This window comes from Herbaspirillum sp. GW821-FHT09A12, assembly GCF_059418325.1.
In genome coordinates, this window is the sequence record NZ_JBWKPR010000001.1 from 60,227 (window position 1) to 86,311 (window position 26,085).

General features: G+C 62.6%; 27 protein-coding genes. 24 read left to right on the forward strand and 3 right to left on the reverse strand.

The features are described from left to right. Positions 1–47 precede the first annotated feature (47 nt). Entirely contained in the window at positions 48–1,016 is a 969-nt protein-coding gene (locus AC07N6_RS00270; protein WP_494781253.1) for a LysR substrate-binding domain-containing protein, read from the forward strand. Here AC07N6_RS00270 and AC07N6_RS00275 read toward each other — a convergent pair. Beyond that, positions 1,010–3,088 carry a TonB-dependent siderophore receptor gene (locus tag AC07N6_RS00275; protein ID WP_494780333.1) on the reverse strand — a complete coding sequence of 693 codons (2,079 nt, stop codon included), beginning with the start codon at positions 3,086–3,088 and terminating at the stop codon, positions 1,010–1,012. The two genes, AC07N6_RS00270 and AC07N6_RS00275, sit on opposite strands and share 7 nt — an antisense overlap. Before the next feature lie 361 nt (positions 3,089–3,449). Here AC07N6_RS00275 and AC07N6_RS00280 point away from each other — a divergent pair, with 361 nt between their 5' ends. The 12 genes from AC07N6_RS00280 to AC07N6_RS00335 all read left to right on the forward strand — a co-directional run bounded on the left by AC07N6_RS00280 (position 3,450) and on the right by AC07N6_RS00335 (position 15,294). Beyond that, positions 3,450–4,511 (forward strand): LacI family DNA-binding transcriptional regulator, encoded by a 1,062-nt coding sequence (locus AC07N6_RS00280; RefSeq protein ID WP_494780334.1) that lies wholly within the window; start codon positions 3,450–3,452, stop codon positions 4,509–4,511. 155 nt (positions 4,512–4,666) lie between these two features. Beyond that, positions 4,667–5,470, forward strand: a complete 804-nt coding sequence (locus AC07N6_RS00285) for a transporter substrate-binding domain-containing protein (protein ID WP_494780335.1) — start codon at positions 4,667–4,669, stop codon at positions 5,468–5,470. 109 nt (positions 5,471–5,579) lie between these two features. Further along, positions 5,580–6,392 (forward strand): transporter substrate-binding domain-containing protein, encoded by an 813-nt coding sequence (locus tag AC07N6_RS00290; RefSeq protein ID WP_494780336.1) that lies wholly within the window; start codon positions 5,580–5,582, stop codon positions 6,390–6,392. A 149-nt stretch (positions 6,393–6,541) separates the two neighbouring features. Continuing rightward, entirely contained in the window at positions 6,542–7,237 is a 696-nt protein-coding gene (locus AC07N6_RS00295) for an amino acid ABC transporter permease (protein WP_494780337.1), read from the forward strand. Next, complete coding sequence (locus tag AC07N6_RS00300; protein ID WP_141912555.1) at positions 7,237–7,887, forward strand: amino acid ABC transporter permease; 651 nt, start codon at positions 7,237–7,239, stop codon at positions 7,885–7,887. The genes AC07N6_RS00295 and AC07N6_RS00300 overlap by 1 nt, the downstream gene beginning before the upstream one ends. After that, complete coding sequence (locus AC07N6_RS00305; protein WP_494780338.1) at positions 7,874–8,608, forward strand: amino acid ABC transporter ATP-binding protein; 735 nt, start codon at positions 7,874–7,876, stop codon at positions 8,606–8,608. Before AC07N6_RS00300 ends, AC07N6_RS00305 begins: the two co-directional genes overlap by 14 nt. Continuing rightward, positions 8,605–9,348: a sugar phosphate isomerase/epimerase family protein gene (locus AC07N6_RS00310; RefSeq protein ID WP_494780339.1), complete on the forward strand. Its 744-nt coding sequence runs from the start codon at positions 8,605–8,607 to the stop codon at positions 9,346–9,348. Before AC07N6_RS00305 ends, AC07N6_RS00310 begins: the two co-directional genes overlap by 4 nt. Positions 9,349–9,361: 13 nt before the next feature. Beyond that, positions 9,362–10,312, forward strand: coding sequence for a sugar kinase (locus tag AC07N6_RS00315; protein ID WP_494780340.1), 951 nt, complete (start codon positions 9,362–9,364; stop codon positions 10,310–10,312). Between the two features lie 43 nt (positions 10,313–10,355). Next, positions 10,356–11,315 (forward strand): 2-hydroxyacid dehydrogenase, encoded by a 960-nt coding sequence (locus AC07N6_RS00320; protein WP_494780341.1) that lies wholly within the window; start codon positions 10,356–10,358, stop codon positions 11,313–11,315. 361 nt (positions 11,316–11,676) lie between these two features. After that, on the forward strand, positions 11,677–12,432 hold the full coding sequence (locus AC07N6_RS00325; protein WP_494780342.1) for an electron transfer flavoprotein subunit beta/FixA family protein: 756 nt from the start codon (positions 11,677–11,679) through the stop codon (positions 12,430–12,432). A 2-nt stretch (positions 12,433–12,434) separates the two neighbouring features. After that, positions 12,435–13,364 (forward strand): electron transfer flavoprotein subunit alpha/FixB family protein, encoded by a 930-nt coding sequence (locus AC07N6_RS00330; RefSeq protein ID WP_494780343.1) that lies wholly within the window; start codon positions 12,435–12,437, stop codon positions 13,362–13,364. A gap of 145 nt (positions 13,365–13,509) precedes the next feature. Further along, positions 13,510–15,294, forward strand: a complete 1,785-nt coding sequence (locus AC07N6_RS00335; RefSeq protein ID WP_494780344.1) for an acyl-CoA dehydrogenase — start codon at positions 13,510–13,512, stop codon at positions 15,292–15,294. A gap of 92 nt (positions 15,295–15,386) precedes the next feature. Here the strand turns inward: AC07N6_RS00335 and AC07N6_RS00340 are convergent, their stop codons facing one another. Next, positions 15,387–15,809: an NINE protein gene (locus tag AC07N6_RS00340; RefSeq protein ID WP_494780345.1), complete on the reverse strand. Its 423-nt coding sequence runs from the start codon at positions 15,807–15,809 to the stop codon at positions 15,387–15,389. 313 nt (positions 15,810–16,122) lie between these two features. Between AC07N6_RS00340 and rpsP the strand changes: the two genes are divergently transcribed. The 10 genes from rpsP to AC07N6_RS00390 all read left to right on the forward strand — a co-directional run bounded on the left by rpsP (position 16,123) and on the right by AC07N6_RS00390 (position 24,066). Continuing rightward, positions 16,123–16,377, forward strand: a complete 255-nt coding sequence (gene rpsP, locus AC07N6_RS00345; RefSeq protein ID WP_008116712.1) for a 30S ribosomal protein S16 — start codon at positions 16,123–16,125, stop codon at positions 16,375–16,377. A 67-nt stretch (positions 16,378–16,444) separates the two neighbouring features. Further along, entirely contained in the window at positions 16,445–17,023 is a 579-nt protein-coding gene (gene rimM, locus AC07N6_RS00350) for a ribosome maturation factor RimM (RefSeq protein WP_494780346.1), read from the forward strand. A 71-nt stretch (positions 17,024–17,094) separates the two neighbouring features. Then, entirely contained in the window at positions 17,095–17,844 is a 750-nt protein-coding gene (gene trmD, locus AC07N6_RS00355; RefSeq protein WP_494780347.1) for a tRNA (guanosine(37)-N1)-methyltransferase TrmD, read from the forward strand. Between the two features lie 243 nt (positions 17,845–18,087). Continuing rightward, positions 18,088–18,468: a 50S ribosomal protein L19 gene (gene rplS, locus AC07N6_RS00360; RefSeq protein WP_494780348.1), complete on the forward strand. Its 381-nt coding sequence runs from the start codon at positions 18,088–18,090 to the stop codon at positions 18,466–18,468. 97 nt (positions 18,469–18,565) lie between these two features. Beyond that, complete coding sequence (locus AC07N6_RS00365) at positions 18,566–19,237, forward strand: CoA pyrophosphatase (RefSeq protein WP_494780349.1); 672 nt, start codon at positions 18,566–18,568, stop codon at positions 19,235–19,237. A gap of 115 nt (positions 19,238–19,352) precedes the next feature. Then, entirely contained in the window at positions 19,353–20,312 is a 960-nt protein-coding gene (locus AC07N6_RS00370) for a CobD/CbiB family protein (RefSeq protein WP_494780350.1), read from the forward strand. 355 nt (positions 20,313–20,667) lie between these two features. Beyond that, positions 20,668–21,021 (forward strand): DUF3579 domain-containing protein, encoded by a 354-nt coding sequence (locus AC07N6_RS00375; protein WP_494780351.1) that lies wholly within the window; start codon positions 20,668–20,670, stop codon positions 21,019–21,021. Positions 21,022–21,332: 311 nt separating this feature from the next. Then, positions 21,333–22,721, forward strand: a complete 1,389-nt coding sequence (fumC, locus tag AC07N6_RS00380; RefSeq protein WP_494780352.1) for a class II fumarate hydratase — start codon at positions 21,333–21,335, stop codon at positions 22,719–22,721. A 377-nt stretch (positions 22,722–23,098) separates the two neighbouring features. Then, positions 23,099–23,422, forward strand: a complete 324-nt coding sequence (locus tag AC07N6_RS00385; RefSeq protein ID WP_494780353.1) for a hypothetical protein — start codon at positions 23,099–23,101, stop codon at positions 23,420–23,422. An 83-nt stretch (positions 23,423–23,505) separates the two neighbouring features. Then, positions 23,506–24,066: a glycine zipper family protein gene (locus AC07N6_RS00390; RefSeq protein ID WP_494780354.1), complete on the forward strand. Its 561-nt coding sequence runs from the start codon at positions 23,506–23,508 to the stop codon at positions 24,064–24,066. Positions 24,067–24,137: 71 nt separating this feature from the next. Here AC07N6_RS00390 and AC07N6_RS00395 read toward each other — a convergent pair whose 3' ends face one another. Next, positions 24,138–25,040 carry a LysR family transcriptional regulator gene (locus AC07N6_RS00395; RefSeq protein ID WP_494780355.1) on the reverse strand — a complete coding sequence of 301 codons (903 nt, stop codon included), beginning with the start codon at positions 25,038–25,040 and terminating at the stop codon, positions 24,138–24,140. A 121-nt stretch (positions 25,041–25,161) separates the two neighbouring features. On the opposite strand from AC07N6_RS00395, the gene AC07N6_RS00400 reads away from it, so the two are divergent. Continuing rightward, the gene (locus AC07N6_RS00400) at positions 25,162–26,067 is read left to right on the forward strand and encodes a pirin family protein (protein WP_494780356.1); all 906 of its coding nucleotides are present in this window, start codon (positions 25,162–25,164) and stop codon (positions 26,065–26,067) included. Positions 26,068–26,085 lie beyond the last annotated feature (18 nt).

Sequence of the window (26,085 nt, forward strand, 5' to 3'; positions counted from 1 at the left end):
ACGTTCTTATGTTTGTAATTCACCAATCGATGAGCCCATGGGAATTGGTGCTACTCTATCGAGGGATTTTTGCCGAGACAAAAGAAAAAAACTCAGTATTTAATGAGCTGGATTCACTAATGAATGCTTTCCGTAAAGTACCTTTGCCGTTCGTGCGGGTGTTCGAGGCCGCCGGTCGTTCGCTTTCGTTCGCGGCCGCCGCCCAGGAGTTGAACCTGACCCCCAGCGCGGTCAGCCATTCCATTCGCAAGCTCGAAGAAATGATTGCGGTCAAGCTGTTCCAGCGCAGCACAAGGGAAGTCAGGCTGACGCGGGAAGGCTTGCAGTTGCTGGAGCATGTGCAGCGCGGCATCGATGAAATGCAACGCGGCTTTGCCATCGTGACCAATGAGGCGCGCAGTCCCTTACGCTTGCATTCGGCTCCCAGCTTTGCAACGCAATGGCTATTGCCTCGCTTGGCCAGCTTTGTGCGCGAGCATCCCGATATTGATCTGCAGGTATCGGCCAGCACGGAATATGCGCGTTTCGATGACGACTTTGATCTGGATATCGTCTACGGCGATCCGCGCTCGTCGCCGCACGAATCAATTTCCCTGGCAGTTGAAGGCCTGACTCCGCTTTGTTCGCCGGAACTGGCAGAGCAGATCGGGACGCCGCACGACTTATACCGTCTTCCGCTTATCCAGTGCGCAGTACAGCGGTTTCAATGGAAAGGGTGGTTCGAGGCCAATGACCTGGTAGCGCCGGCCCACTACGGCTTGCGATTCGATCGCAGTTCAATGGCCATCGCCGCCGCGGTGGACGGGCTTGGCGTAGTGCTTGAGTCGACCTTGATGGCCGAACGTGAGCTTGCCGCCGGCAAGCTTGTCAGGCCGTTGTCGGGGACGCGCGAAGTGAAATACATCGGCCACTATCTGGCCTATCCGCGCCGCCAGCATCACCACGAAGGCTTCGATACTTTCAGAGGATGGCTGCTCGACCAGTTGGGCCTGGCGGACAGGCCGCAGCCTCAATAACGATACCCCAGCGTCAGCATGACGGTACGGTCATCTCCCAGCGCTACCGCGCGCGCCAGGCCGCCGGTGTAGTACGCGGTATTGAACAGGTTCTTCACGTTCAGCGCCGCGCGCCAGCGTTCGGCGTTGTAGGCCGCGCCGATGTCGGCCAGCACGTAGCCGGGCAGGGTGTAGCCGTTGGTGCGTACCATGCTCTGGCCGTGTACGCCGCCGTTGAGCTCCCAGCCGCTGAGCGCGCCCTTGAAGCGGTAGCGGCCGCTGGCGTTGAAGGTGTGGCGCGGCACGTTGTCGATCCATTGCCCGGTGGCGATGGAGGCGTTGCCCAGATTGTCGGCGGTGATCGCGGCGGTGTAGGAGTAGCCGGCCATCACGCTCAAGCCGTTGCTCAAATCGCTGGCGAGGCTGATTTCGCCGCCTTGCGAGCGCTGGTTGCTGGCGATCTTGAAATTGGTATTGGCGGGATCGCTGCTGAGCACGTTGTTGCGGCGCAGGTCGAATACGGCGACGTTGAGGCTGGTGCGTCCCTGGTCGAGGTCGAACTTGACGCCGGCTTCCCATTGCTTGCCGCTTTCAGGCTGGAAGGTGGCGCCGGCCGACGAGGTGCCGGTGTTGGGGTTGAACGAGGTGGTATAGCTGAGGTAGGGTCGCACGCCGGGCAGCACTTCGACCATCAGCGCCGCCGAGCCGGTGGTGGCCGACGCCGGGGTGTCGGTGTGGACTCGGGTCAGCAGGTTGTCGGAATAGGTCGAGATGATGTCGTGGCGCAGGCCGGCCAGCAATTGCCAGCGCTGGCCGAAGGTGACCGTGTCGCGCAGGTAGAGGCCGGTGTCGCGCACCGAGGTCGAGGTTTTGGTGTTGGGCGTGGCGGGGCAGGTGACGCGGGTGTACACCGGGTTGTACAGGTTCAGCGCGGGCACCGAACAGTTGTAGGAAGTGGCGTCTTCGCGGGTGTTCATGTAGTCGGTGCCGAAGGTCAGCGCATGCTTGCCGAAGCCGGTGCTGAAGGTCTTCTGCAGGTTGGTGTCCATGACGAAGGTCTGGCCTTCGAAGGTCTGGTCGGTGGCGGTGCGGGTTTCGGTAGCGCCGGTGGCGGTGGAGACGTTATTGACCACGAACTGGCCGTTCATGCTGAACTGCTGCCAGCGCAGGTTGTGGTGCAGGCTCCAGCCGTCGTCGAAGCGGTGGGTCAGGGTATAGCCCAGGCGCGTTTCGGTGGCGTTGTAGGGGCGGGCCGAGGGTTCGCCGGTAAACAACGAACGCGGCAGGCTGCCGTTCCTGTTGCTGTAGATCGAACCGTACAGCGGCAGGCCTTGCTGGCGCACGTAGCTGCGCTCCTGGAAGCTGGTCAGGATGGTGAAATCGGTACGCGGGCCCAGGTCCAGCGACAGCGATGGCGCGATGTAACGGCTTTTGGACCAGACATGGTCGGTCGCATCGTTGCTGTTGGCGATGAGGCCGTTGATGCGGAAGGCCTGCTTGCCGTTTTCGGACAGCGATTTGTTCAGGTCCACCGTGGCCTGGCGGAAATCATGGCTGCCCACGGTCACGTCGGCATTGGCGAAATCTTCGCCCTGGGGGCGTTTGCTGACCATGTTGACCAGCCCGCCCGGCAGGACTTGTCCATACAGCAGCGACCCCGGTCCCTTGAGCACTTCCAGTTGCTCCAGGCCGGACAGTTGCTCGGCGACGCGGCTGGATGTGGTGGTGCGCAAGCCGTCGAGATAGAGCGAATCGGATGCGACCTGGCCCCGGATGATGAAGTCGTCCCAGCCGCGCCGGCCGTATTGGCCCGATACCACGCCGGGCACGTTCTTGAGGGCGTCGGCGATGGTCACCGCCTGCTGGCTGTCCAGCAGTGCGCGGGTGACGACCGTGATCGATTGCGGCGTTTGCGCCAGCGGCGTGTCGGACTTGTTGACCTGGGCGCGCTTGGCCTTGAAGCCGCTGGGGTTGTCGCCGTCGGCGCTCACGTTGACGGTGGGCAATTGCGTATCGGTTGTTTGGGCTGCGGCGAGCAAGGGCGGAAATGCGAGCGAAATGGCCAGGGCGCCGCGGGAAAGCGAGGAGAGCATATTTTATTGAATAAGAATTGTTCTTATTTATGTTAACGCATTAATATGCGGCGCAACAAATATTTACAAATTTCTGACATCGGCTGAGCTTGATGCGCCAGTCGCGCGGAGCTGCGTTGCAGCATTCTTGCGGGGAAGCCGTCGCTTTCCGGACGAATATCCCGACAGCGCCTGTCCTATCCATCTCCGAAGTGATGACGCTTCATCATTTCGCATCAAACTTTTCATCTCAAATTGGTTTGCCAAACGATTTTTTCGCTGCTACCTTGGAACCGGTTCCAAAAGATTCAAATAAATGAGCAGCCCGGAACCCAGGAAGCACAAATCGACCGATAACGATCCTCTGATTTGGCGGGCAATAGTGAGACAAAGCATAAAGACCGGCACCAACCGGGTCACCATCGCGCAGGTTGCGCGTGAGGCCGGCGTGTCGAAAACCAGCGTATCAAGATTTCTCGGCGGCGAGTTCGACGCGCTGTCGGTGCGCCTGCGCGACCAGATCGGCAAGACCATCGCCCGCCTGGGCTATCAGCCCAGCCAGATGGCGCGCGGCTTGAAGGGCGGGCGCACCCGGCTGATCGGCATGCTGGTGGCCGACATTCTTAATCCGTATTCGGTGGCGGTGCTGCACGGCGCCGAAGCCGCGTGCCAGAAGTATGGCTACACGTTGATGCTGTGCAATACCGGCAACGACGAGCAGCGCGAGAAGCAATCGCTGGCGGCGTTGCACTCCTACAGCGTGGAAGGCCTGCTGTTCAATACGCAAGGCCGCAATGTGACGCCGCTCAAGGAGCTGGGGCAGGCCGCGTTTCCGGTGGTGCTGCTGGATCGCCGGGTCGAAGGCTGCGATTTCGACCTGGTCGGCCTGGACAACGTCAGTGCCGCGCAATTGGCGACAGCTCATTTGCTGGAACAGGGTTACACCGATATCGCCCTGGTAGTGCAGCCGCTGTATGGCGTGAGTTCGCGCCAGGGGCGGCAGGCGGGTTTTTTGCAGGCCATGAGCATGCGGCCGGATTGCCATGGCGAGACGCTGGAAGTGCATATTGACCAGCCGGGGCATACGGCGACGGTGTTGCATGAGTTTTTCCAGCGCCGCGGCAGCAGTGGCGGCCGCATCGCTATCCTGGCCGGCAACGGCATGGTGTCGCTGCAGATCGCGCTGGCGCTGCAGAGCATGAAATTGCGTTTCCCGGATGACGTCGGCTTGCTGTGCTTCGATGAACTGGCATGGTCGCCCTTGGTGGGGGCCGGCATCAGCACCATCGAGCAGCCTACTTATGAAATCGGTTTCACGGCCATCGAGCGGCTGCTGATCCGCATCAATGGCGAACGTTCGGGACGCAGGGAGATCCTGCTGGACGGGCGGCTGGTCAGGCGCGGTTCGACTGCGCCGGTCGCGGTCGGCCAGGCGGCGGGATAAGTGCGCAGGTTTTCTGGAACCGATACCGAAAGGGAGCGGCGCCGGAATGTTGGGAGTAGTTTGAATAGAAGAAATGCCGCAGTCGTCCGGACTGCAGGATTTTGACAAAAATACTGCCGCCACAGCAGAGCAGTGACTACCAGGAGACAAGCACCATGCGTATCAAAGGATTGATGCACGCCAAATTCCTCGCGGTAATGTTGGCGGGTTGCGCCGCGCTGGCATCGGCGCAGGCGAGTGCGCAGAGCATTGCCGAGCTGACCAAGAAAGGCAAGATCACTATCGGCGTGGTCAGCGGTACGCCGCCGTTCGGCAGCGTTGATGCCAAGGGCACCCCGATCGGCTACGACATCGATGTCGCCAACCTGATCGGCCGCTACATCGGCCTGCCGGTGGAAATCGTGCCGCTGACGCCGCCGGCCCGTATCCCGGCGCTGGAGTCGGGCAAGGTCGACATGCTGGCCGCGACGTTGGCGCCGACGCCCGAACGCGCCAAGGCGGTGCTGTTCACCATTCCTTACAGCGCCTTCGAACTGGCGGTGGTGGCGCCGGTCGGTTCCAAGTTCAAGTCGCTGTCCGACCTGGACAAGAAAAAAATCGCCGTCAACCGCGGCGGCACCAGCGATACCGCGCTGACCCGCCTGGCGCCCCCGGGCACCGTGCTGGTCCGTTTCGAAGACGATTCGACCGTGACCCAGGCCCTGCTCAGCAACCAGGTGGATTCGATCTCGATCCCCAGCACGATGGCGCATGAAATCATCAAGACGCGCGGCGCCGGCAAGATCGAGCTCAAGTTCGCCTATTCGGTGCAACCCAATTCGATGACCGTGCGCAAGGGGTCTTATGAACTGCACGAATGGCTCAACAATTTCATCTATTACGTGAAAGTCAACGGCGAGCTGGACGCCATTGCCAAGAAATGGACCGGCGCTCCCTTGCCTGAGCTGCCGGTTTTCTGAGGGATGTTTTCGATGCAGTAAAAAAGTGGGCGCAAGCCTTTGTTGATGAGGAGCGCCGCCGGCATTGCCTGCCTACGGATGGCAAGCGGCGGCGATAAGGAGATGAGTCATGAGTATGATTAAAAAATTACTGAATGCGAAATTCATCGCGCTGACCCTGGCCGCGACCTGCGCGGTCGCCGGCGCGGCCAGCGCCAGCGCCAGCGCGCAGAGCATCGCCGAGCTGACCAAGAAGGGCAAGATCACCATCGGCGTGGTGAGCGGCACCCCGCCGTTCGGCAGCGTCGATGCCAAGGGCACGCCGATCGGCTACGACGTCGATGTGGCCAACCTGATCGGCAAGTACCTCGGCCTGCCGGTGGAAATCGTACCGCTGGTGCCGCCGGCCCGCATTCCGGCGCTGGAGTCGGGCAAGGTCGACATGCTGGCCGCGACCCTGGCGCCGACGCCGGAACGCGCCAAGGCGGTCTTGTTCACCATTCCCTACAGCGGTTTCGAACTGTCCATCGTCGGTCCGGTCGGTTCCAGCTACAAGAAGCTGGATGACCTGGTGAAGAAGAAGGTCGGCGTCTCGCGCGGCAGCACCAACGACACCGCGCTGACCCGCCTGGCGCCTCCGGGCACCGTGCTGGTCCGCTTCGAGGATGACTCCACCGTGACCCAGGCATTGCTGTCCAACCAGGTCGACGCGATCTCGATCCCCAATACCATGGCCACCGAAATCGTGAAGACCCGCGGCCAGGGCAAGATCGAAGTCAAGTTCCCGTACTCGGTGCAGCCGAATTCGATGACCGTGCGCAAGGGTTCCTATGAACTGCAGCAATGGCTCAACAATTTCATCTACTACGTCAAGCTGAACGGCGAGCTGGATGCGATCTCGCGCAAGTGGTCCGGCCCGCTGCCGAACCTGCCAGTGTTCTAAATCAAGGTATCCGGTTCCAAAGAAGTATCGTCCCTGCGAAGGCAGGGACTTAGTCTCTTTAGTCTCTTTATTACGGTTGCCGAAGCATCCAACGTCGCTGGGCCCCTGCCTTCGCAGGGGCGGCAACGGCGCAAGGCAAGGAGCACACAATGCATTATGAATTTCAGTTCGCGTTCATCTTTCAGCATCTCGACCAGTTGCTGATGGGCGCGCTGCTCACCATCCGGTTGAGCGCGCTGTCGATGATCTGCGGTTTGGCGGTGGGGATCTTCGGGGCGATCGTGAGCATTCACGGTTCGGCGCCGGCCCGCTTCGCGGTGACCTCCTATGTGGAGCTGATCCGCAGCACGCCGTTCCTGGTCCAGCTGTTCATCATTTTCTTCGGCTTGCCTTCCATCGGGGTGCAGGTCGACGCCAACATCGCCGCGCTGGTGGCGATGACGGTCAACCTCGGCGCCTATTCCACCGAGATCGTGCGCGCCGGCATGATGGCGATCCATCCCTCGCAGATCGAGGCGGCGCAGGCGCTGGCCATGACGCGCGCCCAGGTGATCCGGCATGTGGTGCTGACGCCGGCGCTGGAAAAGGTCTATCCGGCGCTGGCCAGCCAGTTCACGCTGATGATGCTGGCCTCCAGCATCGTGTCGGCGATCTCGGCCGAGGAGCTGACCGCCACCGCCAACCTGCTTGATGCCGAGACCTTCCGCAGCTTCGAGATCTACCTGGTGGTGATGTTCCTCTACATCGCACTGGCGCTGCTGTTCCGCCTGGCTTTCTGGCTGATCGGCCTGGTTGTGTTCAAACGTCGCCGCCGTCTGGGCGTTCCCCGTCCGAGGAGGATGTAATGCTTTCAGAATTTTCCTTCGACCAGTTCCTGTTCCTGCTGGAAGCGGCGCAGTGGACCTTGCTGCTGTCCGCGCTGGCCTTCGTCGGCGGCGGCATCGCCGGCTTCATCGTGGCCCTGATGCGCACCTCGCACATCCAGGCGTTGCGTTTCATTTCGGCGGTCTACATCCAGATCATCCAGGGCACGCCGGTGCTGATCATCCTGTTTCTGTCGTTCTACGGGCTGGCGATCTTCGGCTACAAGCTGCCGCCGATGGTGGCGGCGACCATCGCCATGACGATCTATGCCAGCGCCTACCTGGGCGAGATCTGGCGCGGTTGCATCGAGGCGGTGCCGGTGCCGCAGTGGGAGGCCTCGACCGCGCTGGCCATGACGCGCTGGCAGCAGTTGCGCTACGTGATCCTGCCGCAGGCCATGCGCATCTCGCTGCCGCCCACCGTGGGCTTCCTGGTGCAGATCGTCAAGAACACCTCGATCGCATCCATCATCGGCCTGGTGGAACTGGCCCAGGCCGGCAAGCTGGTCAGCAACGCGACCTTCCAGCCGTTCCTGGTGTTCCCTGTGGTCGCCGCCATTTATTTCGTATTCTGCTATCCGCTGTCGCGCTTCAGCTTCGCCTTAGAGAGGAAATTACATGCCCATCGTTGAGATTGACAACATCACCAAGAGCTTCGGCAGCAACCAGGTTCTCAACGGCATCTCGCTGTCGGTCGAACGCGGCCAGGTGGTGGCGATCATCGGCCGCAGCGGCTCCGGCAAGAGCACCATGCTCCGTTGCATCAACGGCCTGGAAAGCATCGACGGCGGCAGCATCTCCGTGGCCGGGCACAAGCTGACCAACAAGCATGAGCACCTGATCGAGTTGCGCAAGGACGTGGGCATGGTGTTCCAGCACTACAACCTGTTCCCGCACCTGACGGTGGAAGAAAACATCATGCTCTCGCCGCGCATCGTCAAGAAGGTGGCCACCGAGGCCAGCCGCGAGACCGCGCTCAAGGTGTTGAAGCAGGTCGGGCTGGAGCACAAGCGCGACGCTTATCCCGAGCAGCTTTCCGGCGGCCAGCAGCAGCGCGTGGCGATCGCGCGTTCGCTGGCGATGGAGCCGCAGGTGATGCTGTTCGACGAAGTGACGTCGGCACTGGACCCGGAATTGACGGTCGAAGTGCTGAAGGTGATGGAAGAGCTGGCGCGCGGCGGCATGACCATGCTGCTGGTCACGCACGAAATGGAATTCGCCCGCCGCGTGGCCGACCTGACCGTCTTCATGCATCAGGGACGGGTATGGGAGGCGCGGCCGTCGAAGGAGTTCTTCGCCGATCCGCAGACGCCTGAAGCCCGGCAGTTCATCGGCGCGGGTTCGGTCAAATGACTCCCGTCCTGGTGGCCGCCTCCGCTTACGGGGCCGACCTGGTGCGCCGCGTCGGCCATGCCGACCTGGTGCCGATGGTGGCCGGGGCCGGCGCGGCCGGACTGGAAATCCGGCGCGAGCTGTTCGACGGCCCGCAGGATTTGCCGGCCTTGCGCGCGCTGATCGCGCAGCGCAAGCTGTTTTCAGTCTACTCGGCGCCGTTCGAGCTGTTCGGCGCGGACGGCAAGTTCGACCGGGCGACGATCGATCTCGCCATGGCCGAAGCGGAAGAGGTGGGCGCGCGTTACCTGAAGGTTTCGCTCGGCCATTTTTCGGCGGCCAGCGACTTGCAGGCATTGTTGCGTTACCTGTCAAAGGCGCCGGTCGAGGTGCTGCTGGAAAACGACCAGACCGCGCAGGGCGGCAGGCTGGAGCCTATCGTCAGCTTCCTCTCGCTGTGCACCGGCAACGGTTATGCCTTCGGCATGACTTTCGACATGGGCAACTGGCGCTGGCACGGCATCGATCCCGACCTGGCGGCGCGCACGCTGGCGCCGCATGTGCGCTACGTGCATTGCAAGGGCGTGCGCGAAGACCAGGGTAAGCTGAAAGCGGTGCCGCTGGAGGCGCAGGACGCGCATTGGCCGCAATTGCTGTCGCACTTCCCCAAGGGAATACAGCGGGCCATCGAGTTTCCGCTGGTCGGCAGCGATCTGGAGGAAGTCACGCGGCGTTATGTGGCGCTGCTGGCTTCGGTTTGACGGGAAGGGAATAATGAGTACGGATGCAGTGCAGCTGGATGTGGTGACCTATGGCGAGGCGCTGGCCTTGCTGGTGGCCGATGAGGTCGGGGCCTTCGAGGATGTGGAGAAATACACGCGGCGCCTGGCCGGCGCCGAGACCAACGTCGCCATCGGCCTGGCGCGGCTGGGATTGAAGGTGGGCTGGGCCAGCCGCGTGGGCAACGACTCGTTCGGGCGCTTCATCAGGAAACGGGTGGCGCAGGAAAACGTGGATGTCAGCCGCGTGATTACCGATATGGAATTCCGCACGGCGATCCAGTTGAAGGCCAAGGCGGTGGATGGGGCTGACCCGGCGATCGAGTATTACCGCAAGGGTTCGGCCGCCAGCCACTTGTCGGTGGCCGACTTCGACCAGCGGTATTTCGGCAATGCGCGCCACCTGCATGCGACCGGCATCGCGCCGGCATTGTCGGCAACCACCATGCAATTCGCCCACCATGCGCTGGACTTCATGCGCGCGCGCGGCAAGACGATTTCCTTCGATCCCAACCTGCGCCCCATGCTGTGGCCTTCGCAAGAGGCAATGGCGCAGAAGCTGAACGAACTGGCCTTCAAGGCCGACTGGGTCTTGCCGGGGCTGTCTGAAGGAAAAATCCTGACGGGGTACACTGAAGCCCGCGATATTGCCGCCTTCTACCTGGAGCGCGGCGTATCGATGGTGGTCATCAAGCTCGGCGCCGAGGGCGCGTACTGGCGCAATGCCCGCGATGAAGGCACGGTTGCCGGCGTCAAGGTCAAGCAAGTGGTCGATACGGTGGGCGCCGGCGACGGTTTCGCGGTCGGCGTCATCAGCGGCATGCTGGAAGGTTTGCCGGTCGAACAGGCGGTGATGCGCGGCAACCGCATCGGCGCCTTCGCCATCCAGGTGGTGGGCGACATGGAAGGCCTGCCGACCCGTGCGGAGCTGGAGGCCGCGGGCTAATCCGGCCCAATCAATTCAACAGGACAACAGGACAGGAAGATCGATGAAACAGCGTGTGGTGGTGTACAAGAAATTGCCGGGGCATCTGGCGGAGCAACTGCAAGCTGAATTCGATGTGACCCTGTTCGATCGCGTCAATGACGGCAACCGTGCCGCTTTCCTGGAGGCGCTCAAGCGTGCGCATGGCATCATCGGCGCCAGCCTGGCGATCACCAACGAGATGCTGGACGGCGCGCCGGAATTGAAGATCGCCTCGACCGTCTCGGTCGGTGTCGACAATTTCGACCTGGACTATTTCAAGCAGCGCGGCCTGATGCTGGCGCATACGCCCGGCGTACTCACCGAAGCTACCGCAGACACCATCTTTTCCCTGATCCTGGCCAGCGCGCGCCGCGTGGTGGAGCTGGCCGAGTTCGTCAAGGCCGGCCACTGGAAGGGCAGCATCGGCGAAGCGCAATACGGAGTCAACGTGCACGGCAAGACGCTGGGCCTGATTGGCATGGGCCGTATCGGCAGCGCAGTGGCGCGGCGCGCCCATCATGGTTTCGGCATGAAGATCCTGTACAACAATACGCGTCCCAATCCCGAGGTCGAGCGCGAGCTGGACGCTAGCTTCGTCAGCAAGGAGGCCTTGCTGGCGCAATCCGACTTCGTCTGCCTGATGCTGCCGTTGACGCCGGAGACAGAAAAGATGTTCGGCGCGCGCGAGTTCGGGTTGATGAAGCGCAGCGCCATTTTCATCAATGCCTCGCGCGGGCGCATCGTCGATGAGGCCGCGCTGATCCAGGCCTTGCAGGACAAGACCATCCATGCCGCCGGTCTCGACGTGTTCGAAGTCGAGCCATTGCCAGCCGATTCGCCGTTGTTGAAACTGTCCAACGTAGTGGCCTTGCCGCATATCGGTTCGGCCACGCACGAAACGCGCATGGCGATGGCCGAGTTGGCCGTGGCCAACCTGGTTGCCGGTTTGCGTGGCGAGAAGGTGCCGCATCTGGCGGCCTGATTCCGATCCGTGCAGCGGAACGCCTGAAGGGTTCTTGTGGTTTATCCTGCGACGGGCAGGAATTGCCGGCCGATTCCACCGGCCGATTCCACCGACCGCTTCTGTGGACGTCCCATGCGGTGGGGCAGGATATTGCATCGCAACATCGATGCGCCGCCATCGCTGAAATCACGGCAGCTGCTTTCTCTTGAGGTTTTTTTGTTTGCGGCGGCAATTCCTCTTCCGCTTCAATAAATTAATGTGTATGCTTCGATTATTAAAAAGAACGATCGTGCTAAATTTCGGTGGGCGCTTCGTTTTGCTTTTATAATTCGGCAAAAGTTTACGTTTACGTCAATTCGATTTTTTCAAGGGCCATGCGATGAAAGTATTAGTACCAGTCAAGCGCGTAGTGGATTACAACGTGAAAGTGCGCGTCAAGAGCGACGGCACGGGCGTGGATATTGCGAACGTCAAGATGTCGATGAACCCGTTTGACGAAATCGCGGTGGAAGAAGCGGTGCGCCTCAAGGAAGGCGGCAAGATCACCGAGGTGATCGCGGTGTCGGCCGGTGTCACGCAATGCCAGGAAACCCTGCGCACCGCGATGGCCATCGGCGCCGACCGCGGCATCCTGGCCGAAGTCGGCGCGGACGTGGAACTGCAGCCGCTGGCCGTGGCCAAGATCCTCAAGGCGCTGGCCGAGAAGGAGCAGCCGCAACTGATCATCCTGGGCAAGCAGGCCATCGACGACGACTGCAACCAGACCGGCCAGATGCTGGCCGCCTTGCTGGGCTGGCCGCAAGCCACCTTCGCTTCCAAGGTGGTGCTGGAAGAGGGCAAGGTGACGGTCACCCGCGAAGTGGACGGCGGCCTGGAAACCCTGTCCCTGGCCTTGCCGGCCATCATCACCACCGACTTGCGCCTGAACGAGCCGCGTTACGTGACGCTGCCCAATATCATGAAGGCCAAGAAGAAACAGCTGGATATCGTCAAGCCCGATGAATTGGGCGTGGACGTGGCGCCGCGCGTGAAGACGCTGAAGGTCGCCGAGCCGCCCAAGCGCAGCGCCGGCGTGAAGGTGCCGGACGTGGCCACGCTGGTGGCCAAACTGAAAAATGAAGCAAAGGTGATCTGATCATGACCGCACTCGTTATTGCCGAACACGACAACGCCAGCCTGAAAGGCAGCACCCTCAACACCATCACCGCCGCCGTGCAGGCTGGCGGCGATGTCCACGTCCTGGTCGCAGGATCGAATGCCAAGGCCGTGGCCGATGCCGCTGCGCAAGTGGCGGGTGTAGCCAAGGTGCTGCTGGCTGATGCCGCGCAATTCGCCGACGGCCTGGCCGAGAACGTCGCGGAACAAGTCCTGGCGATCGCAAAGGATTACAGCCACATCCTGGCGCCGGCCACCGCCTACGGCAAGAACATCCTGCCGCGCGTGGCCGCCAGGCTGGATGTGGGACAGATATCCGACATCACCAAGGTCGATTCGCCCGACACCTTCGAACGTCCGATCTATGCCGGCAACGCGATTGCCACCGTGCAGTCGCTTGACCCGATCAAGGTCATCACCGTGCGCACCACCGGTTTCGACCAGGCTGCGCAAGGCGGTTCGGCGGCGGTGGAAAGCATCCCGGCGGTAGCCGACTCGGGCAAGTCCAGCTTCGTCGGCCGCGAGGTGGCCAAGTCGGATCGTCCGGAACTGACCGCGGCCAAGATCATCGTCTCGGGCGGGCGCGGCATGGGCTCGTCGGAAAGCTTCAAGATCCTGGAGCCGCTGGCCGACAAGTTGAACGCGGCCATGGGCGCTTCGCGCGCGGCAGTGGACGCGGGCTACGTGCCCAACGACTGGCAGGTTGGCCAGACCGGCAAGATCGTGGCGCCCAACCTGTACATCGCGGTCGGCATCTCGGGCGCGATCCAGCATTTGGCGGGCATGAAGGATTCGAAGGTGATCGTGGCGATCAACAAGGATGAAGAGGCGCCGATCTTTTCGGTGGCCGACTACGGCATCGTCGGCGACCTGTTCGAGGTCGTGCCCGAATTGGTCAAGCAACTGGGCTGACCCCCGACTGCATCCACGGTAGTTTTTGCCCCGGCTTTCGCCGGGGTATTTCCATCCGGCGCCGCTTTGTTTTTATTTCTTGTCGCCGGAGGCATTTTTCGCAAGCAAGGGACGACGGCAGATCGTTCCCAAGAGGAGGTTGGAGATGAGTTACACCGCGCCATTGAAGGATATGTTGTTCGTCATGAACGAGCTGGCAGGGCTGGCCGAAGTCAACGCCATGCCCGGCTGCGAGGATGCCACGCCGGAGACGGCCGAGGCCATCCTGGAAGAAAACGCCAAGTTCTGCAGCGAAGTGGTGGCGCCGCTGAACCATTCCGGCGACCAGCAGCCCAGCTACTGGACTGACGGTAAAGTCACCACCAGCGCCGGCTTCAAGGAAGCCTTCAAGCAGTTCGGCGAAGCCGGCTGGCAAGGCGTGCAGCATCCGGTCGAATTCGGCGGCCAGGGCTTGCCCAAGTTGCTGGCCACGCCCTGTATCGAGATGCTGAACTCGGCCAACCTGTCCTTCGCGCTGTGCCCGTTGTTGACCGACGGCACCATCGAGGCGCTGATGACCGCCGGCACCAAGGAGCAGCAGGACACCTTCATCGCCAACTTCATTTCCGGCAAGTGGACCGGCACCATGAACCTGACAGAGCCGCAGGCCGGTTCCGACCTGGCGCTGGTACGCACGCGCGCGGTGCCGCAGGGCGACGGCAGCTTCAAGTTGTCCGGCACCAAGATCTTCATCACCTATGGCGAGCACGATATGGCGGAGAACATCGTGCACCTGGTGCTGGCGCGCACGCCGAATGCGCCGGAGGGCGTCAAGGGCATTTCACTGTTCGTCGTGCCCAAGTTCCTGGTCAATGCCGACGGCTCGCTGGGCGAACGCAACGACGTGCATTGCGTCTCGATCGAACACAAGCTCGGCATCAAGGCCAGCCCGACCGCGGTGCTGCAATTCGGCGACCACGGCGGCGCTATCGGCACGCTGGTGGGCGAAGAGAACCGTGGCCTGGAATATATGTTCATCATGATGAACGCGGCACGCTTCGCGGTCGGCATCCAGGGCCTGGCGGTGTCCGAGCGCGCTTACCAGAAGGCCGTCGCTTACGCCAAGGATCGCGTGCAGTCGCGTGACCTGGCCGGTTCCGCCGGCGCCGTCAGCATCATCCACCAGCCGGACGTGCGCCGCATGCTGATGTCGATGCGCGCCCAGATCGAAGGCGCGCGCGCACTGGCCTATGTCGCCGCCGCCACGTCGGACGCCGCCCACTTCCATCCGGACGAGGCCACGCGCAAGGCCAACCAGGCCTTCTATGAATACCTGGTGCCCATCGTCAAGGGCTGGTCGACCGAGCTGGCGATCGATGTCACCTCAACCGGCGTGCAGGTGCATGGCGGTATGGGCTTCATTGAAGAGACCGGCGCCGCGCAGTACTACCGCGACGCGCGCATCCTGTCGATTTACGAAGGCACTACCGCGATCCAGGCCAATGACCTGGTCGGGCGCAAGACCGCGCGCGATGGCGGCGCTGTCGCCAAGGGCATCATCGCCCAGGTGCGCAAGACCGCGGCCGAGCTGGAGGGCGACGCCGGCTTGAAGTCCATCGGCTTGCGCCTGAACGAGGCGGCCGGCGCGCTGGAGGAAGTGGTCGACTACGTGGTGGCCAACATCAAGGGCGACATCAAGTCGGTGTTCGCCGGCAGCGTGACCTATCTGAAGATGGCCGGCGTGGTGCTGGGCGGCTGGCAGATGGCGCGCGCCGCAGCCATTTCCGCCGCCAGGCTGAAGGCGGGCGAAGGCGATGCCAGCTTCCATGAGGCCAAGCTGGCCACCGCGCGCTTTTTTGCCGACCAGATCCTGCCGCAGGCGCTGGCTTACCGTACTGCCATCATCGAAGGCGCGCAATCGGTGCTGGCGTTGAGCGAAGAGCAGTTCTGAGAGAGGCCCGATTCCTGGTCGGGAGGGAAGTTGTAAAAAAGCCCGGAAGGCCGTAGTAGGCCTTCCGGGCTTTGTCTTTGGAGCGGCGGGTCTCAGCCGAACGCGCCGCCGGTAAACAGCAGGTCGAAGCTGCGCGCCAGCAGGGCGATCAGTCCCATCGCGCCTACGCCGACTGTCAAGACGATGATCACGGCCAGAATCCAGTGCGATTTCGATTGCCGGCCGCTGGCGGGGTTATGCCTGAGGTCCCATTTGTCATCGGGGGTGAGGCCGAGCACCAGCGCCTCCAGGCAGCCGCACAGGATGGACAGCACCAAGGGCAGGGCGGTGAACAATGGCGACACTTGTGGGTAGGCGGCCATCAGCGCCAGCGAAAGCGGAACCGAGAGGACGTGCAGCCAGCCGAAGCGGTCGCGCATGCCATGCAGGTAAAAACGGTGGAGGCCGATGCCGCCCAGCACGGCGGCGATCAGGGTGGCCAGGGTTTTGTTCTTGTGCGTGCTTGGATTGCTCATGCCTGGTCTCATTGTGCGCGCGGCGATGCGGCCGGCGGCGATGTTGTCGTAAGGGTATCGGGCAAGTATAGCCGAACGGCGCGCGCATCTTACTTGCAGGAAAGGCTGGGTTCATCTTGTTGTTTTGGCATCGTTGGGTGCGCGATGGGCTTGTGCAGCCCTTGCCCTGATGTAATTTGGCGTCAGAATCGGCGGTTTTTGCCGCCTTTCTGCGTTGGTTAAGCACACAAAAGCGGTAATCAGGTTGCCGTGCGGTGTGGAAGTCCGTTATAATTTGCGGCTTTTCCGTGTCCGTATTCTTACTGGAACCATTATGGTCGTTATTCGTTTAGCTCGTGGCGGCGCCAAGAAGCGCCCCTTCTACAACATCGTTGCAACCGACTCGCGCAATCGCCGCGACGGCCGTTTCATCGAACGTATCGGCTTCTACAACCCGGTTGCATCGGGCAAGGAAGAAATCGTGCGTATCGCCGCCGACCGTCTGGCCCACTGGCAAGGCGTTGGCGCGCAACTGTCGCCGACCGTTGCCCGTCTGGTTGCCGACGCTGGCAAGAAGGCTGCTGCTTAATTAAGTTTGTCCGGCCTGTTTTCGCGCCCGTCGCGGCGCATGGAAGCAGGCCAGATGTGGCGTATCAGTGAATAATCCAGTCCAGGCAGGCATCGAAGCACCCGACGATCTCGTGACCGTCGGCCATGTGACGGGAGCCTACGGCATTCAGGGCTGGATTCGCGTGCGTCCGTATTCGGCGCAGGCTGATGCCTTGCTGAATGCGAAAACCTGGTGGCTGGAGAAATCCGGCCTGCCCAAGCAGGATATCGAAGTCATGCAGTCCAAGGGGCATAGCGGCGATGTTGTCGCCCGCCTGACCGGCGTGGCTGATCGCAATGCCGCCGAAGCGCTCAAGGGCAATGCGGTTCATATCTCCCGCAAGCACTTCCCGGCGTTGGATGACGATGAGTTCTACTGGGTCGACCTGATCGGCGCCTCGGTGGAAAACCTGCAGGGCGAACAGCTGGGCGTGGTGGCCGACATGATGGACAACGGCGCCCATCCCATCCTGCGCGTGGCCATGCCGGTGCAGGAAGCTGAACAGGGCGCCACAGGGAAACCGGCCGGCGCACCTGAGTTGCTGATCCCGTTTGTCGGCCAGTTCGTCAAGACGGTGCAGCAGGCAGAAAAGAAGATCATCGTCGACTGGGGACTGGATTACTGACTGCGGTCAGTTTTTTCATTTCCATTCATTGCCGGCGATATCAAACAAGGTTTCATGGAAATGGAGGCGTGATGCAGTTCGATGTCGTCACTCTGTTTCCCGAGATGTTCGCGGCGCTGACGCAGTCGGGCATTACCCGCCGGGCGCTGGAGCAGAAACGCTGGGAGTTGTCGCTGTGGAATCCGCGCGATTTCACCACCGATAACCACCGTACCGTGGATGACCGCCCTTACGGCGGCGGCCCCGGGATGGTGATGCTGGCCAAGCCGTTGCAGGCAGCCATTGGCGCCGCCAAGCAGCGCCAGCAGGACTTGGGCCTGGTTGCGCCGCGCGTGGTGTACCTGTCGCCGCAAGGCGCGCCGCTTACCCACGAGCGTGTGGTCAGGCTGTCGCAGGATGCGGGTGTGGTGCTGCTGTGCGGACGCTATGAAGCGATCGACCAGCGCCTGCTCGACAAGCATGTGGATGAAGAGATCAGCATCGGCGATTTTGTGCTCTCCGGCGGCGAGCTGCCGGCGATGGCGCTGATGGATGCGGTGATCCGCCTGCTGCCGGGCGCCCTCAACGATGGCGCATCGGCGGTGGAAGACAGTTTCGTCAACGGCCTGCTCGATTGTCCGCACTATACGCGGCCGGAAGAGTACGAAGGCGAGGCGGTGCCGGCCATCCTGCTCGGCGGCCACCACGCCGAGATCCAGAAATGGCGTCGCCAGCGGGCCTTGGAGGCGACCCAGGCCAAGCGTCCCGACCTGATCGCCAGGGCGCGCGAAAACGGCCTGTTGAGCAGTGCCGATGAAAAGTTTTTGAGCGGTTTGCAGTAAGCAGCAGTAAGCGCTGCTGACAGCAGGCCGTGACGATGCCGCAGAAGAAATGCGATGCATCGCGTAAAGAAGTAGTAGAAGTAGTAGATGCGGCAGCACCGGCGGCTTTTGCCGCCAAGGGCTGCAACATGCAGTAACGTGCAGCGGTTTTTCGCCGTTGTCATTGAAACCCCATCCTCTACTGGGCAACAAGGCAGGCCGCAAGGCGCCGGGCGCCAGCAAGATGGTTACAGGAGCAAAAAAATGGATCTGATCCAGCAACTCGAGCAAGAAGAGATCGCGCGTCTCGCCAAGAACATCCCCGACTTCGCACCCGGCGACACCGTCATCGTGAGCGTCAACGTGGTTGAAGGCACCCGCAAGCGCGCCCAGGCCTACGAAGGCGTCGTGATTTCGCGTCGCAACCGCGGCCTGAATTCCAACTTCATCGTCCGCAAGATTTCGTCCGGTGAAGGCGTGGAGCGTACTTTCCAGCTGTACTCGCCGCTGATCGCTTCGATCGAAGTCAAGCGCCGTGGCGATGTCCGTCGCGCCAAGCTGTACTACCTGCGTGAGCGTTCGGGCAAGTCGGCTCGCATCAAGGAAAAGCTGCCAAGCCGCCGCGCTGCAAAGGCTGCAGAGTAATTCCGGCATGCCGATGCGTCAGGAAAAGGGGTGTCTCGCGACGCCCCTTTTTCATTTCCGCCCGATCTTGAGTTTCAAACACTAAGCCGATCACATCGTGGCCAGTTTCGATCCAGTCACCCTTCCCGTGGATGCCGTCGCCGGCGAGAACGCGCTGGAGATAGCGCGCCTGAACGCCGACTGGTTGCGCCGGCGTTTCGCCGATCCGCCGCGTTGGGAGCCGGAACACAGCGGCGACCAGTTGGCCCGCATGGCCGACGCCAAGGGGCGCTTCCGGCTGGCCTCGGTGCTCATTCCCATCGTGTTGCGTCCGGAAGGCCTGACCGTGCTGTTTACCCAGCGCACTGCCGACCTGAAGGACCACGCCGGCCAGATCAGTTTCCCGGGCGGGCGCCGTGAAGACTACGACAGTTCGGCCATCGATACCGCGCTGCGCGAAACCGAAGAGGAAATCGGGTTGCCGCGCAGCCATGTCGAAGTGATCGGCTCCCTGCCGGATTACCTGACCGGCACCGGCTATCGGGTCACCCCCGTGGCCGGCCTGATCCAGCCGCCGTTCGACACCGTCGCCGACCCGCGCGAGGTGGACGAGATCTTCGAAGTGCCGCTGGCGTTCCTGATGGACGGCCTCAACCACCAGCGCCGTTCGGTCGACCTGCCGCTGCCGGTAGGCCGCCGCAGCTTCTACACTATGCCTTACCAGCGCTATTTCATCTGGGGCGCCACGGCCGGCATGCTGCGCAATCTTTTCCATTTTCTGCGCAGTTGAAGCACAGGCGCGGGCAGCGCTGGCCATGCATTCAATCCCGCTAGTGAATCAATTGTTTGATTCCCATCATGCACTGCGCTATCGTACTGGCTATAGAGACACCTAAGGCCGCTTGATGACATTCCTCTCCATTCTCTTTGCGCTGTTAATCGAACAACTCAAACCACTGCGTGCGGATAATCCGATTTATGCATCGATCAAGTCTTTCGCCGGCAGCATAGAGGGCTGGTTCAATGCCGGCCACGCGCACCATGGCCGGCTCGGCTGGGCGGTGATGGTCGGCGCCTTGACCGTCCCTGCCGCGCTCATCTATTGGCTGTGCCTGCACATCAGCCCGATTGCCGCTTTCGCCTGGAACGTGCTGATCGTCTACCTGACGCTGGGTTTTCGCCACTACAGCCATTACTTCACCTCGATCCAGCTGGCATTGAACGGCGGCGATGAAATGACCGCGCGCGCGCTGCTGGCCGAATGGACCAAGCAAGACACCGCCGGCATGGATGTGAGCGAAATCTCCCGCATCGCCGCCGAACGCGCGCTGATCACCACGCACCGCCATGTGTTCGGCGTGTTCTTCTGGTTCCTGATGCCGGCCGGCCCCGCGCTGGCGGTGATGTACCGCGTGTCCGAGTACCTGTCGCGCGCCTGGAACGAGCCCGATCATATGAAATACGAGGCCTTCGGCCGTTTCGCCGCGCGCGCCTTCTATTGGATCGACTGGATCCCGGCGCGCCTGACCGCGGCCGCATTCGCCGTGGTGGGCAACTTCGAGGACGCGATCTACGCCTGGCGCAACTTCGCCAGCCGCTGGGACGATGAGGCGGCCGGCATCATCCTGGCCGCAGGCGGCGGTGCGATGGGCGTGCGTTTCGGCACCGGCAAGGAGGCCGCGGCCGGCATCGTCCTGCCGGTCGACGCCGCCACGGTCGACACCTTGCCGGAAGAAACCGATGGCCTGCCCGGCGATACGCCGTCCCCGCGCACGCTGCAAAGTACGGTGGGCCTGGTCTGGCGCGCCTTGCTGCTGTGGATGTTCCTGCTGCTGCTGCTGTCGGTGGCGGTGTGGATGGGCTGACGCCGCCGGATGAACAACCAAGCGGGCCCAGGCCCGCTTGTTTTTTGAAGCAGGGCATTGCGCATCCCGGTATACTTCGGCTGCTGAGCATGCAGGGGAAACTTGCCAGCGGGCATCGGATGCCGGCTGGACCAAAGCTGCGGCCCGGCAACAGGAAGGGCGGCAAGCAATAAGCGGTAAGCGGCGGGGAGGCCGGGCAGGGCAGAAGACCGGTAGAAACCAGGTCTTATATAAGATATAATACATACAGCCGCAGGCACCCACGCATCGATTGCGAAGGCACCTCGGAACTCAGGGCTCCAGTCCCAACAGGACAAGGGCATTCGGTTGCAAGCGCTTTAGAAGAACTGCACGTATGGCTGATCCCATCAAACCCTCCAACGCGCCGGCTCAAGAATTCATCATTCTCGGGCAAACTTCGGATGGCAGGCAGTTTCGTCCCAGCGACTGGGCGGAACGGCTGTGCGGCGTGATGTCGTGTTTCCGCCCTGAAGGTTCGGGCGGGCGCAATGCCCACCTGAAATATTCTCCCTACGTGTTGCCGACGATGATCAACGGCATCCGTTCCGTGGCGGTCAACCAGGCGCTGCGCGATCTCGATCCGCTGGCCTACCACTTCGTCGTCAACTTCGCCAAGGACAATGACCTGCAGGTGCTCGACGCCTGTGTCCTGCCCGATCCTCCCGCGGGCGACAAACAGGGCGGATAAGCCCGCCCGCATGGCAATGGCGCCGGGGCGCGCCGCGCCAGCAGCAAAACCGCCAGCACTTCCCGCCGCTGCCTCCTGCAGACGGCCCCGCCAGCAGCTAAACTAAGAACGTTTGAATATCCCGCCCGGCCATGCCGCGCGGTGTCGGTTTCAGCATCTCATATTGCTCAGCCGGTGCTTAGCTAGTGCTTAGCCAGAGCCGTACGGGGTTATCGGGCCGTTCCCGGCCTTCGGAAGCTGTTTCGGGAAGAGGCGCGCCCGCTTGCGCCTCCTGCCCGGGCGGTTTCCCATACTTACGGAGAAGAAGCATCATGAAACACCGCATGGAGCGCGATACCTTTGGCCTGATCGAAGTCCCGGACGACAGGCTGTGGGGCGCACAGACCGAACGCTCGCTGCACCACTTCCGCATTTCCACCGAACGCATGCCGGCCGAGCTGATCGTGGCGCTGGCGGCGGTCAAGCGCGCCTGCGCCAGCGTCAACCGCGACCTGGGCAAGCTCGATGGCAAGAAGGCGGACGCCATCATCGCCGCCGCCGACGAAGTCATCGCCGGCAAGCATCCGCTGGAGTTCCCGCTGTCGGTCTGGCAGACCGGTTCCGGCACCCAGAGCAACATGAACATGAACGAAGTGCTGGCCAACCGCGCTTCGGAAATCCTGGGCGGCGTGCGCGGCGAAGAACGCCTGATCCACCCCAACGACGATGTCAACCGCGGCCAGTCCTCCAACGACATCTTCCCGACGGCCATGCATGTGGCCGCCTGCATGGCGGTGGCGGCGCACCTGGTTCCCTCGCTGCACAAGCTGCGCGCCACCCTGGAAGAAAAATCCGCCAAGTTCGCCGACGTGGTCAAGATCGGCCGCACCCACTTGCAGGATGCCACCCCGCTGACTCTGGGACAGGAATTCTCCGGTTACGTCGCCCAACTGGCGCATGCCGAAGCGGCCATCATCGCCACGCTCAACGGCGTGTCCGAGCTGGCCGCCGGCGGCACCGCGGTGGGCACCGGCCTGAACGCCCACCCCGAATTCGGCGCGCGCGTGGCGGCGGAACTGGCCAGGCATTTCGGCTTCCCGTTCAAGACCGCGCCCAACAAGTTCGCGGCGCTGGCCGGGCATGATGCGCTGGTGGCGGCCCACGGCGGCCTGAAAACATTGGCGGCGGCGTTGATGAAGATCTCCAACGACGTACGCTGGCTGGCTTCCGGCCCGCGCTCGGGCCTGGGCGAAATCACCATCCCGGAAAACGAGCCGGGCAGCTCCATCATGCCGGGCAAGGTCAACCCGACCCAATGCGAAGCGCTGACCATGCTGTGCGCCCAGGTGTTCGGCAATGATGTCGCGCTCAATATCGGCGGCGCATCCGGCAACTTCGAGCTCAACGTCTTCAAGCCGGTGATCATCCATAACTTCCTGCAAAGCGTGCGCCTGCTGGCCGACGGCATGGCCAGCTTCGAGGAGCACTGCGCGCGCGGCATCGAAGCCAACCGCGAACGCATCGCCGACCTGATGGAGCGTTCGCTGATGCTGGTAACCGCGCTGGCGCCGCACATCGGCTACGACAAGGCCGCCAAGATCGCCAAGCAGGCTCACCACGACGGCACTACCCTCAAGCAAGCCGCCCTGGCGCTGGGCTATGTGACCGAGCAGCAATTCGCCGAGTGGATCAAGCCGGAAGAGATGACCCGACCGGGCTGATCTTCCTGGTCGGCAAGCATGGCATCGGCGGGGCATGGACGGCGGCGTCCATGCCCTGCTTCCTTTTTTGGGAGTCCGTGCGCCCCCGATCTTTGTCATCCTTTTTTCATCCGCGCATCGGCAATCTGGGGCCCTGATTGCAAAGGCCTTGCAGCCTTATGTATAGCAATATTTATTTGGGTTACGAATTGAAACAACTCAGGTTTTCCGGCGGGGCGCGGCGTATATTGCTTTCATGCGCCCGATGCGCTTGCAGCCAGGCCTGGCGTGGGATTGCCGGGATTGAGAAAAAAGCTGCAGGCAGGAAAGGCAGGCAAGGCGCGACAGGAGACCGGCCGCAAGCGCGACCGGATGTGGGTAATTCGCAGAGGCGAACAATGAAAAAGTTAGCGGCAATCGGAATTTGCGGCGCGCTTGCCGTGGCCGGCCTGATGGCCAGCGCGGCGACTTATGCGCATCCCCGTTTTTATGGCGGCGTGGTGATCGGCGGGCCGATATGGGTGCCGCCGCCGGTTTACTATCCTCCGCCGGTCTACATCGAGCGCGCGCCGCCGCCGGTCTATATCGAGCAGCCGCGCCAGGATTTCTGGTACTACTGCCCGGAATCGAAGGCCTACTACCCCTACGTCCAGAGTTGTCCCAGCAACTGGATGAGAGTGGTGCCCAACACGCCAGGCACCCCGGGAGCGCCACCGCAATAACCGCGACGCGTATCCAGGCTGAAGATTGAAATACCATGCCGCCGGCGGCATAGGAAACATCGAGGAAACATCGAGGACATATCGTGAAACCCATCTACAAGACAGCTACAGCGGTTACCGCCATCGGCGCCTTGCTGGCGCTCGGCGGTTGCGTCAGCGTGCCGACCGGCCCGTCGGTCATGGCCATGCCCGGCAAGGACAAGAGCTATGAACAGTTCCGTGCCGACCAGATGCAGTGCCAGCAATACGCGCAGGAAGCCATTGGCGGCCAGGCGCAGCAGACCCAGAACAATGCGGTCAACAGCGCCGCCGTAGGCACCGCGATCGGCGCCGTGGCCGGCGCATTGGTGGGCGCGGCGTCGGGCAATGCCGGCGCCGGTGCGGCCATCGGCGCCGGCGGCGGGTTGCTGGTGGGCAGCGCCGCGGGCAGCAATGCGGCCGCCGGCGGCAACTATTCGATGCAGCAGCGCTACGACATGACCTATACCCAGTGCATGTACAGCAAGGGCAACCAGGTCGAGAGCCAGCGCCAGGCTACCGTCTATACCTATCACCCGCGCCGCTACTATTACGCGCCGCCACCGCCTCCGGGATATTACGGCCCGCCGCCGGTGTACTACGGACCGCCGCCGGGAGCGTATTGAGCCTTGTCCCTGTAATGAAAAACCGCATCCATTGGATGCGGTTTTTTATGGCCGTGCCAGAGCCCGCCGGCTCAATCCTCATCCAGCGCCTGGAATTGCGCCGCCAGAAAATCCACCAGCGCCCGCACCGCCGGTAACAATCCTCGACGCGAGGCGAACACCGCATGGATGATCTCGCGCCGCGGCGCCCATCCCGGAATCACATGCACCAGCTCGCCGCGCGCGATCTGTTCCCGCACCATCATCGAAGGCAGTTGCACTACGCCCACGCCAGCCACGGCAGCCGTGCGCAAAGCCAGCATGCCGCGCGTGATCAGGCGCGGATGGTGGCGCACGGCCGCTGTGGCGCCGTCGGGACCGATCAGGTTCCAGACATGTTCTTGCTGGGGCAGCCCCAGGCCCATGCTCGGCAGCGCGGCGAGGTCGGCCGGCACCGTCGGGATGCCATCGGCCAGCAGGCGCGGACAAGCCACCAGGCATTGCCCGCGTTCGGCCAGCACGCGCATCACCAGGTCGCTGTCTTCGATCGGCCCCGGGCGCACCCGGATGGCGACATCGATGCCTTCGCCCACCACATCCACACGCCGGTTGGTTTCTTCCAGGTGGATCTCCACGCGCGGGTAGGCCACCATGAAGGCCGCCACCATGTCGGCGATACGCGCGTCCAGCAGCGCCACCGGGCAGGTCATGCGCACGATGCCGCGCGGTTCGGCATGGATCAGCGCCACCGATTCATCCGCCGCCTCGGCCTCCACCAGCATCGCCTTGCAATGGCTGTAGTAGGTCTGGCCGATTTCAGTGACGGCGAAGCGTCGCGTCGAACGCTGGATCAGGCGCGTCCCGAGGCGCTCCTCCAGCAAGGCGACGCGTCGGCTCAGCTTGGACTTCGGCATGCCCAGGGCGCGTCCCGCCGGGGAGAAGCCGCCATGTTCCACCACTTGCACGTAGTAGTAGAGGTCATTGAGATCGCGCATGATTCTATCGTTCTTTAAATAGGACGCTGATGCCAAATATTAGCATCTACCGCCATCATCGTTTCAATCCTATTCTCTCCATAACGCCACTGCATGTTGCATGGCCCATCAGGAGATGAGCATGAAGAAGATCCTCGGCATCTACAGCGCCCCCCGCCAACACTGGGTCGGCGACGGATTTCCGGTGCGTTCGCTGTTCGGTTACGACGGCCTGGGCCGGCACCTGAGCCCGTTCCTGCTGCTCGACCATGCCGCCCCGACTCGTTTCGAGCCCGCAGCGCGTCCGCGCGGCGTCGGCCAGCATCCGCACCGGGGTTTTGAAACGGTAACCATCGTTTACCAAGGCGAACTGGAACATCGCGACTCCACCGGCGCAGGCGGCCGCATTGGCCCCGGCGACGTGCAATGGATGACCGCCGGCGGCGGCATCTTGCATGAAGAGTTCCACTCGAAGGCGTTCACCGAACGCGGCGGCACCATCGAAATGGTGCAACTGTGGGTGAACCTGCCGGCCAGCGACAAGATGGCGGCGCCGCGCTACCAGACCCTGCTGGATGGCCAGATTCCGTCGGTGGAGCTGCCTGAGGGGGCAGGCCGGGTCCGGGTGATCGCCGGCGAGTTCGACGGCCGGCGCGGCCCGGCGCAAACCTTCACACCGATGGATGTGTGGGACGTGCGCATCCGCCAGGGCGGCATTGACCGCTTCGCCGCAAAGGCCGGCCATTCGCTGGCGATGGTCGTGCTGCACGGGACGGTGCTGGTCACCGGCAATGAAGTCGCCCGCGAAGGCCAACTGGTGCATTTCGACCGCGCCGGCAGCGAGGTCGAGATCGAAGCCAACAGCGACGCCACGCTGCTGTGGCTGTCCGGCGAACCGATCGATGAGCCGGTGGTGGGTTACGGCCCGTTCGTCATGAACAGCGAAGCCGAGATCCGCCAGGCGATCGACGATTTCAACGGCGGCCAATTCGGACGCATCGCACCTGCAACACCTGCCGCGGAACATCGGCAGGAAGCCGTCGAGTGAGAAGCCGGCAGGCCCATT